Here is a 12,903-nt window from a genome sequence, read left to right as displayed (position 1 = left end):
TACGAGGTTATCCGGGCCCGCCGACAACAGCGGCCCGGCGACGCCCCCGGACCCGCCCCGGAACGCAAAGCGCCCCCCACGCACCCACCAGAGCCCACTTACCCTTGCTGCCTTCCGGCCCTGGGGGAATTGGGTGAGATAGCGCCACGTGAGGGGCTGGCCCCACCCTAGCGGATCCGCGGCCCCGGAATCGACCCGGTGGGACCACGGACTGCTCGCCGACTCGCACCGCGTCCCCCCGCCGACTGCTCGTCGGCCCTCCGATCGGAACCAAGATCGGATCGTGTTCGCGAGCACCCCCCGGCGTCTTGTATTGTTTGCCCCGGAGGATTCGCCTAGTGGCCTAGGGCGCACGCTTGGAAAGCGTGTTGGGGGCAACCCCTCACGAGTTCGAATCTCGTATCCTCCGCCATTGCTCTCACCGGGCAATACGTCGAAGAGCCCCGCAGCTTGCTGCGGGGCTCTTCTTCGTTCATCAGGCCGGCCCCGACCGGGACACCGGCCGGGGCCTTCCGGGTTCCGTGGTTGCCTCCGGACATCAGGGCGTGGTCGACGGCCCTTGGTCCGCTGTGATGCCGGTGGCGACGGCGAGGACGGCGAGGCGGATGCGGTTGTCCCGGCCCGTCTTCGCCATCAGGTTCGCCACATGCGTCTTGACCGTGGTGACCCCCAGGTGCAGGCGGTCGGCGATCTCCTTGTTGGACAGACCGCTGCCGACCAGGCCGAGTACCTCCCGCTCGCGCGGGGTGATGGCGGGCGCCACCGGGACATCGGCGCGGGCGCCGGGAGACGCCCCCTCGCGGGCGTCGACGGCGCGGCCGACGAGCCGGTCGAGAGCGTCCCGGCTGAACGGGGCCTCGCCGTCCGCGGCCCGGCGTACGGCGGCGATCAACTCGGCCGGTGGGGTGTCCTTGACCAGGAAGCCGCAGGCTCCGGCTGCGAGCGCCGGGTAGAGGTGATCGTCGTCGTCGAAGGTGGTGAGCGCGACGACGCGGGTGGCGGGGCGGGCGGCCAGGACGCGGCGCGTGGCGGTGATGCCGTCCATGACGGGCATCCGCAAGTCCATGAGGACGACATCCGGATGGAGTCGCTCGGCCAGCCGAACCGCCTCTGCGCCGTTCTCCGCCTCGCCCACGATGTCGATGTCCGGGGCCTGTTCGAAGAGCATGCGCAGGCCCATGCGGACAAGCTGCTGGTCGTCGGCCACGAGGATGTGGATCACGGTGTGCGCTCCGGGACTCGTGCGGAGGCGGGCGGGGCGGGGAGCGCGGCCGTGAGCCGCCAGCCCCGGGGCGTCGGGCCCGCGTCCAGGCGGCCGCCGAACAGGTCCACGCGTTCGCGCATGCCGATCAGCCCGTGCCCCAACGGGCCGGGGGCCGACGGTCCGGGACGACCCGCACCGTCGTCCTGGAGCGTCAGGTGCACGGCGTCGTCGTCGGCCACCCGTACGGTCAACTCGGCCCGTGTGCCGGGGCCGGCGTGCTTGGCCGCGTTCGCCAGGCCCTCCTGGGCCAGGCGGAGCACGGCGAGGCCGCGTACCGCGTCGAGGCGCGCGAGGGCCGGATCCACGGTCGCGGTGACGGCCAGACCCGTGCGGCGGCTGCCCTCCAGCACCGACTCCAGCGCGGCCGGCAGCGCCCCGGGCGTGACCAGGGCGGAGGCCGTCCCGGCTCCGGCGACGCTGTCCGGGTCACGCAGTACGGCCACCAGGCGGCGCAGATCGGCCAGGGCCTCGCTGCCGCTGGAGTGCAGGTCGTCGAAGACCTCGGTGACCCGCGCGTCGACGGTGGCGGGGATGACGTGCCGGGCGATACCGACGCGCAGCACCATCGACGAGACGTGGTGGGCCACCAGATCGTGCAACTCGCGCGCTATGGCGGTGCGTTCCACGGCCCGGGCCGCCAGCAGCCGCTGACCGGCTCGGGCCTCCTCCTGATCCGCGTGCGCGCGTGCGGTGCGGGCGGCGTCGCGGGTGACCCGTACGTACGCGCCCATGAGCAGCGGCAGGCCGGCCACGATGCCCATCTTGTACGACACCGAGAGGAGTTCGCCGGGCAGATCGGCGAGGCGGTTCACGGCGACCGCGAGCGCCAGTACGGTCGCCCCGGCCACCGGGCGGCGGCCGTACTCCCGTACGGCCAGCTCGAAGAGGGTGACGGCGGCCAGCACCTTCAACGCGGGGACGATGTCCGAGCCGAGCGCGTGCGCGGCGACGAGAAGGCCGGACAGCGTGAGCAGCGCGCCGAACGCCCACCGGACCGCGACCGCACACAGAGCAAGCCCGGCCGCGGCGAGGCCCCAGTCCCGGGCCCCCGAGGGCCGGTGCACCAGCAGGAGATCGCCGACGAGAACGCCGACGAGGACCAACACCCTTAAGGCGGCGAACCTTTGATCGAACACGAGCTCAATCCTTGATCGATTCACGCGCTTCACGATAGGCGGGTACCGGTGTGCTCCGGGTCCTGCCGTGGGAGGAGGACGCCTCCTCCCACCGGCCGCGATGACCGGCCCGCGGGCGGAGCCGGACACCCGTGCCGGACCGCGAGTGTGATCGTCATGGATACGAACACGAACGGGAACGTGAACGGGAAGGCCGGTTCGATGGGGCGGCGGTCCCTGCTCGGGGGCGTGGCCGCCCTCGGGGTGGCGGGCTCGGCGCTCGGCGCGGGCGCACCCACGGCGAGCGCGGCTCAGGCCGGGTCGCACGCCAAGGACGGGCGGTTCCAGGGGAAGTCGGTGCTCATCACGGGCGGTACCTCGGGTATCGGCAGGGCCACCGCCCATGCCTTCGCGGCGGCCGGTGCCCACGTCGGATTCTGTGGCAGGCGGACCGAGCTGGGGCGTCAGGTGGAACGCGAGATCCGGAACGCGGGCGGCGAAGCCACGTACATCGAGGCCGATGTGCGGGTGGCCGACCAGATGCGGAACTTCGCGGACCGGGTCGCGAGCCGGTACGGCGGCATCGACGTGGCCTTCAACAACGCGGGGATCGGCAGCGGCAGGCTGCCGCACGAGCTGAGCGTCGAGGAGTGGGACGACGTCCAGGCCACCAACGCCCGGGGCGTCTTCCTCGCCGTCAAGTACGAGATCCCCCACATGCTCAAGGCCGGGCACGGTGTCATCGTCTGCACCTCCTCCTCGGCTGCCGAACAGGCCCGGCCGACCGGCGCGGCGTACACCGCGAGCAAGCGGGCGGTGCAGGGCATCGTGAAGGCCGCCGCGCTCGCCTACGGACCACGGGGCATCAGGGTCAACGCCCTGCTGCCCGGCACCACCGACACCCCCTTCGTCCGCCCGCCCGGCATCCCGGACGAGGCCTGGGTGGCGTACAAGAAGGCGTTCGGCCCGCTCAACATCGACGGCCTGGAGCGGATGGCCGAGGCCGAGGAGATCGCGCGCGCCGTGCTGGGGCTCGCGTCCGACGACTTCCCCTACATGACGGGCGCTTCGGTCTCGGTGGACGGCGGAAGCACCGCCGGCCGGAAGATGATCCAGCCGAGCCGCGACTGAGGACGTGATGGAGCACCTGGCCCAGGTGCGGGAGTGCGGTCGGCGCACTGAGCGCCACGATCTCCGGCCGCGCCGCGGAGGAGGTGGTCGGCGCGGCGGCCGATGCCGGAACATGCGTGGACGCCGTCGATGCCGTGGATGGCGTCGATGCCGTCGGGATCGGTTTCGCCCGAGCCGTGCCCCGACCGGAGGAGCCCGATCATGGTCGTCCACACCGCCGTCCCCCTCGCGCGGTCCGTCACCGCCCCGGAGCGGGTCTGGTACGCCTCCTACGGGTCCAACATGCACCTGGACCGCCTGGCCGCCTACATCGCCGGCGGGACCCCGCCCGGTGCGGCGCGGAGCTACCCGGGGTGCCGGGACGCGCGGGCACCCGAGCGGTCGATCCCGGTCGAGCTGGAGGGCTGCCTGTACTTCGCCACGGAGTCTTCGGTGTGGGCGGGCGGCCGGGGCTTCTACGACCCCACGGCCGCGGGCCGGACGCGGGGGCGGGCGCACCTGCTGACGGCGGCCCAGGTCTCCGACATCGCCGCGCAGGAGATGTACCGGGAGCCGGGGGCGGACCTGGACCTGACGACGGCCCTGCGCGAGGGCCGGGACGAGTCGGGTCCGGGCCGGTACGAGACGCTGATCTGCCCCGGCGCGATCGAGGGCATCCCGGTGCTGACGTTCACCGCGCCGTGGACCCTGGAGGACATCGAGGTCCGGCCCCCGTCCGCCGCGTACCTGCGCCACCTGGCCGGCGGCCTCCTGGAGTCCGGGCCGTGGGAGGAAGGGGACATCGCCGAGTACCTCGCGGCGTGCCCGGGCGCGGCCGGGGTGTGGACGGCGACCCGGGTCCGGGAGCTGCTGCGGGCCGACCCCGGCGCCCCCGGCGGTCTCAGTGGATCTGGGCCGCCGCCCACTGGGCCCAGTCGCGGCGCATCGCGTTGAAGCGGAGGCCGTATTCGAGGGCGATCCTGCCGTGGGTCGAAAGGGGGTCGTCGTCCCAGGCGATCGAGGCGTCCAGCGCGCGCAGGGCCTCGTACTCCCGCGTCGAGAGGTCCGTCAGCTCGGCGAGGTAGCCCCGTGCCTGCTCCGGGGTGAGGACGCCGAGGAAGAAGACCCGGAGCAGGATGTCGCTGCGCGTGTTGCGCTGCGGCTTGGTCTCGGTGAGCCAGTGGCGCAGTTCGGCCAGGCCCTCTTCGGTGAGGGTGTACTCCTTGCGGCCGCGCGGGCCCTGCGCCGAGACGTCGATCAGTCCGGCCTCGGAGAGCTTGGACAGCTCCGAGTACATCTGGCTCTGGGTGGCGGGCCAGACGTTGGCGAGCGAGGTCTCGAAGCGCTTCAGCAGGTCGTACCCGCTGGCGGGGCGCTCTGACAGGAGTCCGAGGAGGGCGTGTCGAAGGCTCATGGCCAGCACTTTACCTTCCAGCATTGACATGTCACTAGTGGACGTTCTACTTTCGACATGTCAGAACAGGAATATTGAGCAGGCCCGGGGGTCTTCGATGTCGTACGTGCGCACCTTCCTTCCGTGGATCGTCTTCGCGGTGTTCCCCTCGGCCCAGTGGCAGTGGGCCGCGCTCGTCGCCCTCGTCGTGGCGGTGGGGGTCACCGTCCAGCAGCGCCGGGCCGGGGTCGGCGCGGACGCGCTGATCATGGAGATCGGTTCGGCCGTCTTCTTCGCGGGCTTGGCCGTCATCGCCTTCGCCGATCCGCACTCGGCCGTGCACGACTACTCGGCGGCCCTCTCCTCGGCCACCCTGGCCCTGATCGCCGGGGTCTCGCTGCTGGTGCGCAAGCCGTTCACCCTCGGCATCGCCAAGCGCACCACGCCCCGCGAGGTGTGGGGCCTCAAGCCGTTCGTGCGGGCCAACGTCGTCATCACCTCCGTGTGGACCGCCGCCTTCGCCGTCACCGCCGGCGCGCTCGCGGCCCTCGCCCACGCCGGCGAGGGCCATTCGACGGTCGCCACGCTCGTCCAGGTCGCCGGGTTCGTCGTGCCGATGGTCTTCACCGTCCGCTACGTCGCCGCCGCGCAGGCCAAGGCCGCCGACCGCTGACCACCGGCCGAGCGGGTCGGGCTCACAGGCCGCCGGTGAACAGGAGCCTGTTCGGCGTGCCGCGGCCGACGCGGGACAGGACGTCACGGGTGGCTTCCTGCCGCAGCCAGGTGTCGATCTCGGCAGGGCGGGCGCCCGGGTGGGCCTCCTTGTAGAGGGCGGCCACGCCCGTGACGTGCGGGGCGGCCATCGAAGTGCCGTCCAGGGTGACGATCCCGCCGCCGAGCCTGGCCGAGGGGATCTCCTGGCCGGGGGCGTACAGGCTCACGCACGGGCCCCAGTTGGAGAACGCGGCCTGCTCGTCCCAGCGGTCCGACGCCGCCACCGTGACGACGCGGGCGGCGGAGGCCGGGGAGACCCGGCAGGCGTCCTGCGCCTCGTTGCCCGCCGCGACCACGGGCAGGACCCCGGCGTCGGCGAGGGCGTTCGCCGCCTCGTTCAGCGCGGCGGAACGGTCCCCGCCCAGGGAGCCGTTCAGGACGGCGGGCTGACGGGCGTTGCTCGCCACCCAGTCGAAGCCGGCGATCAGGGCCGAGTACGTACCCCGGCCCTCGCAGTCGAGGACGCGCACGCTGACCAGGGCCGCCTCGTTCGCGACCCCGTACGTCCGGCCCCCCACGGTGCCGGCGACGTGCGTGCCGTGCCCGTTGCAGTCCCCGCCCTCACGGCCGTCGCCCACCGCGTCGAAGCCGAAGACGGCCCGGCCCCCGAACTCCTCGTGGGCGTACTCGATGCCGGTGTCCAGGATGTAGGCGGTCACCCCGGCGCCGTGGCCCGCGGTGGTGAACTGCCCGTCGCCGACCCCGTTGCCCGCGTCCCAGGCCCGCTGGTCGATCCGGTCCAGCCCCCAGGAGGCGGCGGGCGCGCGGCTGCCAGGCGGGGTGGCCGGCTGCGGCGGGGCCGCGACCCTGGCGTCCTCCTCGACGGACTTCACACCCGGGCTCGCCCGTACGGTGGCCAACTGGCCCGGGGTGAGCGGGACGGCGAACCCGTTGACGGCGGAGGTGTAGAGGAACGCCGGCTCCAGCCCCAGGCTCGCGGCCAGCTTCGCCGGATCCGTTCCCGCGTCCAGGATCACGATGTAGGTCCCCGGAACCGCGTCGGTCGCGGTGAACAGCGGGGCCGGGGTCGGTTCCGGCGCCGCCCAGGAGGCCGTGGCCCCCGCCGACAGCGGGGCGAGGGCGAGCAGGGCGGCGATCGTGACGCGCGTCAGCAGGCGCATGGAGGAGCACTCCGATCAGGGGGGACGGGCACGACCGGAGGGCGGGCGCGCCGAGGGGACGCCCGTACCGAAGCAGCCGGGAGCGGCCCTGGGAAGCGTCGGCCGCATGTCGCGGCCGCCTCTCACCCGCCCGTACGCAGCGGAGCGGTATGACCGCTCCGCAGTGGCGCGGCCGGCCACCGCGGAGGCGGAACCGGCGGCGCCCACCGGGCTCGATGCCGTGCGGCGCGTCGCGCGGTTAAGCTGCGCCCGTGCCGACGTACTCCATCGGGCAGGCCGCGAACCTGCTCTGCGTGAGCCCCGAGACCGTCCGTCGCTGGACCGACGCGGGGCGGCTTCCCGCGCTGCGCGGCAAGGACGGCAACCGCGCCGTGGACGGGGCCGTCTTGGCGGCCTTCGCCAAGGAACGGGCCCAGGGCCTCCATCCCGTACCGGAGACGGCCGCCGCCACCTCCGTGCGCAACGCCTTCGCCGGGATCGTCACGGCGGTACGGGTCGACGAGGTGGCGGCCCAGGTGGAGATCCAGTCGGGCCCCCACCGCATCGTGTCGGTCGTGACCCGGGAGTCGGTGGAGGAGTTGGGGATCGCGGTCGGGGTGAGCGTCACCGCCCGCGTGAAGTCGACGGAGGTCTACGTCGACGTCCCGTAGCCGCAGGGGCGGGCGGTGTTTCACGTGAAACACGGGCCGCGGCTCGGCAGGGAACCACGGCGGTGTTTCACGTGAAACACCGCCCGGCCCGCCCCTCCCGCCGCCCTAACCGCAGCGCAGCGCCGCGTACAGGTCCAGCTTGTGATCCAGGCGCGAGAGGTCTCGGCCCGTCAGGACCTCCACCCGCTCGATGCGGTAGTGCACGGTGTTCACATGCAGGTGGAGGGCCTCCGCCGTGCGGGCCCACGAGCAGTTGTTGGCCAGGAAGACCTCCAGGGTCTCCCGGAGCATCCCGTCCCCCAGCGCCCCGAGCGTCTGCGTCCCGAACACCGACCGCACCTCCGGCGGCACCCCGGACAAGAGCCCCGCGAGGGTGTCCAGTTGCTCGACCCCCTGTACGGGGCTCTCCCCGCCGGCGGCCGTGAGCGCGAACCGGGCCTGGCTGAGGGAGGCCCGCAGCCCCTCCGGGCCCACCGCCCGCGCCCCCGCGCCGAGCCGCAGGTCCACCTCGGGCCCGCCGACCGCCTGGAGCAGCGGCCACACCGCGCGCAGCCCGGCGGCGGGGTCGCCGCCCCCGCACGGGTCCTCGTAGAGGACGGCGGCCGACTGCCCGACCACCCACGGGACCCCCTCCAGGTGACCCAGCGCCTCGGCGAGGGCCTCGCCCGAGGTGGCGGCGAGGACCCGGTAGGGGCCCTCCGCCGGGAGCCCGGCCGCCGCCAGGGCCTCCTCCAGGGCGGTCGGGTCGGCTTCGCCGGAGCCGGAGCCGCCCCCGCTGAGCAGCCCGATCAGCGCCTGCCCGGCGGCCCGTTCGGCGGCGGTCCGGCGGACCTGCCCGTCGCGGTACTGGGCGAGCACCTCCGCGATCTCGTGGAGCACGCGCGGCGGGGCCGCGTCCGCGTCCGGGAGGTGCAACTGCCAGGCGTCGTACGGGGAGGAGTCGGCCTCGACCCGCAGCGAGAGCCCGCCCCGCGCGGCCACCGCCCGCCGGGCGGGCAGCGGGGGCGCGGAGGGGGTGCGGGCGACCGTGCGCCCGCTCGCGGTGAGCAGGTAACAGGCGATCCTGCCCAGGTGCGCGCACGCCCGGTCGAGCAGTTCGCCGGGGCCGGCCCCGCCCTCCAGGAGCCCGCTCAGCTCGTTGCGCACGTTCTCGGGGAGGGCGAAGCTGCGGGTCGGGCGGCGGCTGAGGTCCCCCCACTGGCGCAGGTAGACCGCCTCGGTCACGGCACGGAAGCTGGTCCTCGCCGGGACGGCGACGATCGGCACCCGGTACGCCCGGCAGGCGGCGACCAGTTCGTCGGGGACCCGGCCGTGGGTCTCCTCGCCGGCCAGCAGGGCGGTGGCTCCGGCGCCGGCGAGCGCGGAGACGAAGCGGTCCGCCTTGGCCAGGTCGCCGTCCGCCCACCACACCAGCCCGCTGAGGACGAGTTCGCCCGGACCCAGGAAGCGGCCCGGGTCCTCCAGGTCGGTGGCGGTGACCCCGCTGACCTCCTGGCCGAGAAGAGCCTCTTCACCCCAGAGCAGGGTGAGGCCGAGGTTGTCGGACTGGAGCAGGTCGAGGACGTGCATGGCAGGGACTCCTTGCGGTGGGTGGTGACCCACATTCGCCAGGCGAATACGAGAAACCACATCGTAAATGCAAGGGCATCCCAGGTATACGGGTCTTGGTTGATCCTCCAGGCAGGGATGGTGCGGACCTGTCGGTTTCCGTGTCCGGCACCAGTCGTTTCGTCCGTTCTCCGTTGCTTCACTGAGTGGAATGCCCGGGATTCGGAAAGGCTGGTGGCGCGAATTGGACCTCAACACGGTGCTCGATGTGCGCGATGCGCGCCGCCGTGAGCCCTGGCGCCCCGGTGACGCCTGGCTCGGCGGCGGCACGTACCTCTTCTCCGAGCCGCAGCCGCACATCCGTCGCCTCTTCGACCTCTCCCGGATGGGCTGGCCGCCGCTGTCCTGGCAGCCCGACGGCTCCCTGGACATCGCCGCCACCTGCACCATCACCGAGCTGTCCCGCTTCGGTCGCTCCCTGCCGGCCACCGCGGCCCCCCTGATCGAGCAGTGCTGCCGGGCGTTCCTGGCCAGCTTCAAGATCTGGAACATGGCCACCGTCGGCGGGAACCTCTGCAACGGTCTCCCGGCCGGGCCGATGGTCTCGCTGACCGCCGGTCTCGACGCCACCGTGGAGCTGCTGGGCCAGGACGGCGCCACCCGGCGCATGCCCGTCACCTCCTTCATCCGCGGGGCCGGCGTCAAGGACCTGCGCGACGGGGAGCTGCTGCGCTCCGTCCGGATCCCGGCCCGCGCGCTGGAGACCCGTACGGCCTTCCGGCAGGCCTCGCTCTACGGGCTCGGACGGTCCGGCGCCCTCGTGATCGGCGCCTACGACCCCCGGGACGGCTCCCTCGCCGTCACGGTCTCCGCCGCCACCACCCGCCCGTTCCGCTTCTGGTTCGCGCTGCCGCCCACCGCCGCCGAGCTGCGGGCGGTGATCGACGACGCCGTCCTGCCCGAGGAGTGGTTCGACGACATCCACGGGCTGCCCGAATGGCGGCGGCACATGGCGCTGCTCCTGGCGGAGGAGATCCGCCGGGAACTCACGGCCGAGGAGGTTTCCCGATGAGCTACGAGATCGAGATCAACAAGCAGCGCTTCGAAGAGGAGCCCCGCGCCGGCCAGTGCCTGCGCACCTACCTGCGCGAGCGCGGCTGGTTCGGCGTGAAGAAGGGCTGCGACCAGGGCGACTGCGGGGCCTGCACCGTCCACGTCGACGGGCAGCCGGTGCACAGTTGCCTCTACCCGGCGGTCCGGGCCGAGGGCCGCGCGGTCACCACCGTCGAGGGCCTCGCCAAGCCGGGCGGCGAACTCCACCCCGTCCAGCAGCAGTTCCTCGACGCCCAGGGCTTCCAGTGCGGCTTCTGCACGGCTGGCTTCCTGATGACCACCGCCGCCCTCCAGGCCGAGGAGGACACCGCTCACGACGACGGCAAGCTCCAGGACCTCCCGCGCGCCTTCAAGGGAAACATCTGCCGCTGTACGGGCTACCGCGCCATCGAGGACGCCGTGCGCGGGGTCAAGCACACCGAGCGCCCCGAGGCCGGTCAGGCCGTCGGCAAGTCCCTGGGCGCGCCCGCCGGCCCGCTCGTCGTCACCGGGACGGCCCGCTACACCTTCGACGTCGAGGTGCCGGGGCTGCTCCACATGAAGCTGCTGCGCTCCCCGCACCCGCACGCCCGGATCGTCGACATCGACACCCGGGACGCCCTCCAGGTCCCGGGCGTGCACGCGGTCCTCACCCACCACGACGCCCCCGACCGGCTGTACTCGTCGGCCCGGCACGAGCACCCGACCGAGGACCCGATGGACACCCGTGTCCTGGACGACGTGGTCCGCTTCGTCGGCCAGCGCGTGGCGGCCGTGGTCGCGGACAGCGAGCAGGCCGCCGAGGAGGGCTGCCGCCGGGTGGTCGTCACGTACGAGCAGCTCCCGTACGTCATCGACCCGGAGGAGGCCATGCTGCCGGGCGCCCCCGTCCTGCACCCCAAGGGCCCCGAGTCGGGGATCTTCCGCGCCGAGAACAACGTGTGCGGGGAGGTCCACAACACCATCGGCGACATGGAGCGGGGGTACGCGGAGGCGGACGTCGTCCACGAGGAGACCTTCCAGACGCAGCGCGTCCAGCACGCCAGCCTGGAGACGCACGGCAGCGTCGCGTACTTCGAACCCAAGGAGGAGGGCGACGGCGAGCGCATCACCGTCCGCTCCTCCACCCAGGCGCCGTTCCTGACCCGGCGGGCGCTGTGCGCCCTCTACGACCTCGGTGAGGACGAGGTCCGCGTCGTCGCGGGCCGCGTGGGGGGCGGGTTCGGTGGCAAGCAGGAGATGCTGACCGAGGACATCGTGGTCCTCGCGGCCCTGAAGCTGCGGCGGCCGGTGAAACTCGAATTCACCCGGGCCGAGCAGTTCTACGGTGCCACCACCCGCCACCCCTTCAAGATCACTGTCAAGATCGGCGCCAAGGCCGACGGCACCCTCACCGCGCTGCGCATCCGCGTGCTCTCCAACACCGGCGCCTACGGCAACCACGGCCCGGCGGTGATGTTCCACAGCGTCGGCGAGTCCTTCGCCGTCTACAAGGCGCCGAACAAGGAGGTCGAGGCGTACTCGGTCTACACCAACGGCGTGCCCGCGGGCGCCTTCCGCGGCTACGGCCTGGGCCAGACCCTCTTCGCCGTCGAATCGGTGATGGACGAGCTGGCCATCCGCCTCGGCATGGACCCGCTCGTGCTGCGCGAGAAGAACGTCATCGGCCCCGGCGACCACATGGTGACCCCGATCGGGCACGAGGAGGACCTGTTCATCGCCTCGTACGGGATGAAGCAGTGCATGGACGTCGTGCGCAAGGCCATCGCCGAAGACCGCAGCCACGAGGACGTCCCGGAGGGCTGGCTCACCGGGACGGGCGCGGCGGTCGCGATGATCGCGACCGGGCCGCCCGGCGGCCACTTCGCCGACGCCCGGGTCAGCCTGCTGCGCGACGGCACGTACGACATCGCGGTCGGCACGGCCGAGTTCGGCAACGGCACCACCACCGTCCACAGGCAGATCACCGCGGGCGCGCTGAACACCACGGTCGACCGGATCACGGTCCGCCAGTCGGACACGGACGTCGTCCGCCACGACACCGGCGCGTTCGGTTCGGCCGGCACGGTGGTGGCGGGCAAGGCCGTGATGCTGGCGGCCGACTCGCTCGCGGAACGGCTCAAGACCTTCGCCGCCCGGCACACGGGCGTCGCCCGGCACCTGTGCACGCTGGAGGCCGAGGCCTTCGACTGCGCGGGCCGGACCGTCACGCTGAAGGAGCTGTACGAGGCCGCGTACGTCAAGAACAAGCTCGACGAGATCGCCGCGGACGGCCACTGGGGCGGCTCCCCGCGCTCGGTGGCCTTCAACGCCCAGTGGTTCCGCCTGGCGGTGGATCCGGACACCGGCGAGATGAAGATCCTGCGCAGCGTGCACGCGGCGGACGCGGGCAAGGTCATGAACCCGATGCAGTGCCGGGGCCAGGTGGAGGGCGGCGTGGCCCAGGCGCTGGGCGCGACCCTGTTCGAGACGGTACGGGTGGACGAGCGCGGGGAGGTCACCACGGCGGCGTTCCGCCGCTACCGGCTCCCGCAGTACGCGGACGTCCCGCGCACCGAGGTCCACTTCATGGAGACCTCGGACGCGATCGGGCCGCTCGGCGCCAAGTCCATGTCCGAGAGCCCCTTCAACCCGGTGGCCCCGGCCTTCGCCAACGCCCTGCGGGACGCGACGGGGGTCCGCTTCACGGAGATGCCGGTGACCCGTGATGTGGTCTGGCGGGAAATCGACCGGAGGCTGCGAGGCGAAACCCACAAATGATCACACAGCTGCGGCTCATAGTTACCGCTCAACCTTGCAGATGAGGCCCGGGGAGGTTCTTTCGCCGGCCGAGGGG

11 protein-coding genes, 1 tRNA gene and 1 other RNA gene are annotated in these 12,903 nt (G+C 72.9%); 7 read left to right on the top strand and 6 right to left on the bottom strand.

Annotated elements, in window-relative coordinates; genetic code table 11:
• Positions 1–62 precede the first annotated feature (62 nt).
• Positions 63–161: signal recognition particle sRNA small type (gene ffs, locus ACIOD1_RS19270), an RNA gene on the bottom strand.
• 163 nt (positions 162–324) lie between these two features.
• On the opposite strand from ffs, the gene ACIOD1_RS19265 reads away from it, so the two are divergent.
• Positions 325–412, top strand: a tRNA-Ser gene (locus tag ACIOD1_RS19265).
• A 126-nt stretch (positions 413–538) separates the two neighbouring features.
• Here ACIOD1_RS19265 and ACIOD1_RS19260 read toward each other — a convergent pair.
• A complete protein-coding gene (locus tag ACIOD1_RS19260) occupies positions 539–1,222 on the bottom strand; it encodes a response regulator transcription factor (RefSeq protein WP_365622180.1) in 684 nt (227 codons plus the stop codon).
• Positions 1,219–2,400 (bottom strand): histidine kinase, encoded by a 1,182-nt coding sequence (locus ACIOD1_RS19255; protein WP_365622177.1) that lies wholly within the window; start codon positions 2,398–2,400, stop codon positions 1,219–1,221. Before ACIOD1_RS19255 ends, ACIOD1_RS19260 begins: the two co-directional genes overlap by 4 nt.
• Before the next feature lie 156 nt (positions 2,401–2,556).
• Here ACIOD1_RS19255 and ACIOD1_RS19250 point away from each other — a divergent pair, with 156 nt between their 5' ends.
• Positions 2,557–3,510 (top strand): SDR family NAD(P)-dependent oxidoreductase, encoded by a 954-nt coding sequence (locus ACIOD1_RS19250; protein WP_401903507.1) that lies wholly within the window; start codon positions 2,557–2,559, stop codon positions 3,508–3,510.
• A 201-nt stretch (positions 3,511–3,711) separates the two neighbouring features.
• Positions 3,712–4,443 (top strand): histone deacetylase, encoded by a 732-nt coding sequence (locus ACIOD1_RS19245; protein WP_365622171.1) that lies wholly within the window; start codon positions 3,712–3,714, stop codon positions 4,441–4,443.
• On the opposite strand, the gene ACIOD1_RS19240 is transcribed toward ACIOD1_RS19245, so the two are convergent.
• Positions 4,391–4,903 carry a PadR family transcriptional regulator gene (locus tag ACIOD1_RS19240; protein ID WP_365622168.1) on the bottom strand — a complete coding sequence of 171 codons (513 nt, stop codon included), beginning with the start codon at positions 4,901–4,903 and terminating at the stop codon, positions 4,391–4,393. The two genes, ACIOD1_RS19245 and ACIOD1_RS19240, sit on opposite strands and share 53 nt — an antisense overlap.
• Positions 4,904–5,000: 97 nt before the next feature.
• Between ACIOD1_RS19240 and ACIOD1_RS19235 the strand changes: the two genes are divergently transcribed.
• Positions 5,001–5,555 (top strand): hypothetical protein, encoded by a 555-nt coding sequence (locus ACIOD1_RS19235; protein WP_401903504.1) that lies wholly within the window; start codon positions 5,001–5,003, stop codon positions 5,553–5,555.
• Between the two features lie 22 nt (positions 5,556–5,577).
• On the opposite strand, the gene ACIOD1_RS19230 is transcribed toward ACIOD1_RS19235, so the two are convergent.
• Complete coding sequence (locus ACIOD1_RS19230) at positions 5,578–6,777, bottom strand: S8 family peptidase (RefSeq protein WP_365622162.1); 1,200 nt, start codon at positions 6,775–6,777, stop codon at positions 5,578–5,580.
• Positions 6,778–7,028: 251 nt separating this feature from the next.
• On the opposite strand from ACIOD1_RS19230, the gene ACIOD1_RS19225 reads away from it, so the two are divergent.
• Complete coding sequence (locus ACIOD1_RS19225) at positions 7,029–7,427, top strand: TOBE domain-containing protein (protein WP_365622159.1); 399 nt, start codon at positions 7,029–7,031, stop codon at positions 7,425–7,427.
• A gap of 105 nt (positions 7,428–7,532) precedes the next feature.
• Here ACIOD1_RS19225 and ACIOD1_RS19220 read toward each other — a convergent pair whose 3' ends face one another.
• On the bottom strand, positions 7,533–8,996 hold the full coding sequence (locus ACIOD1_RS19220) for a helix-turn-helix domain-containing protein (protein WP_365622156.1): 1,464 nt from the start codon (positions 8,994–8,996) through the stop codon (positions 7,533–7,535).
• 223 nt (positions 8,997–9,219) lie between these two features.
• Between ACIOD1_RS19220 and ACIOD1_RS19215 the strand changes: the two genes are divergently transcribed.
• Both ACIOD1_RS19215 and ACIOD1_RS19210 read left to right on the top strand, forming a co-directional pair.
• Positions 9,220–10,047, top strand: a complete 828-nt coding sequence (locus ACIOD1_RS19215; protein WP_401903567.1) for an FAD binding domain-containing protein — start codon at positions 9,220–9,222, stop codon at positions 10,045–10,047.
• Positions 10,044–12,827 (top strand): molybdopterin-dependent oxidoreductase, encoded by a 2,784-nt coding sequence (locus ACIOD1_RS19210; protein WP_365622153.1) that lies wholly within the window; start codon positions 10,044–10,046, stop codon positions 12,825–12,827. Before ACIOD1_RS19215 ends, ACIOD1_RS19210 begins: the two co-directional genes overlap by 4 nt.
• Positions 12,828–12,903 lie beyond the last annotated feature (76 nt).

This window comes from Streptomyces sp. NPDC088097, from assembly GCF_044741845.1.
Classification (GTDB): Bacteria; Actinomycetota; Actinomycetes; order Streptomycetales; family Streptomycetaceae; genus Streptomyces.
This window is presented reverse-complemented; position numbering and strand designations above follow the sequence as displayed.